Below are 709 nucleotides of genomic sequence, written 5' to 3' on the forward strand. Positions count from 1 at the left end.
TCGACACGCGAGCGGCCCAGCTCGCGCACCGCCGCACCAACCACCCGGCGCGGCAGGCCCTGACCGAGGTGTCCGCCCGGCTCGCCGACGTCGAGAACGCCGTCGTCACCTCGCAGACGGCACGCAACGACCTGCGCCGCGAGCTGGCCAAGGCCGAGCAGGACGTGGCCCAGGTGCGTGACCGGGCCGCCCGTGACCAGGCCCGGCTCGACTCGGGCACCGCGAGCGTCAAGGACGTGCAGGCCCTGACCGCCGAGCTCGAGTCGTTGGCCAGGCGCCAGGGCGACCTGGAGGACGTCGAGCTCGAGGTCATGGAACGCCTCGAGGCCCACGAGACGGCGCTCGCGGGGCTCACCAGCGCCCGGGACGAGCTGCTGGCGGAGCAGCAGCGCGCCCAGGCGGAGCTGGACGCCGCCCTGGCAGAGATCGATCGCGAGGCGTCCACGGTGACCTCCGACCGCGCTGCGCGTGCCGACGGGCTCGACGCAGGCCTGGTGACGCTCTACGAACGTCTGCGGGCCCAGCTCGGCGGTCTGGCGGTCGCGCCGCTGCGGGGGCGCCGCTGCGAGGGCTGCCGGCTGGAGCTCAACGCCGGTGACGTGCAGAGGATCAGCGCAGCGCCGCCGGAGCAGGTCGTGCGGTGCGAGGAGTGCGGTCGCATCCTCGTGCGTGGCGCCGACGCGGCCTCGTGACGGCCGCGGGACCGCGG

At 75.3% G+C, this 709-nt stretch carries 1 protein-coding gene; it reads left to right on the top strand.

Annotated features, from left to right (window positions below):
• Window positions 1-692, top strand: a 692-nt coding sequence (locus N869_RS15725) for a zinc ribbon domain-containing protein (RefSeq protein ID WP_035063261.1), incomplete at its 5' end; no start/stop codon positions are given.
• Window positions 693-709: the final 17 nt, after the last annotated feature.

Source organism: Cellulomonas bogoriensis 69B4 = DSM 16987 (assembly GCF_000767165.1).
Classification (GTDB): domain Bacteria; phylum Actinomycetota; class Actinomycetes; order Actinomycetales; family Cellulomonadaceae; genus Actinotalea; species Actinotalea bogoriensis.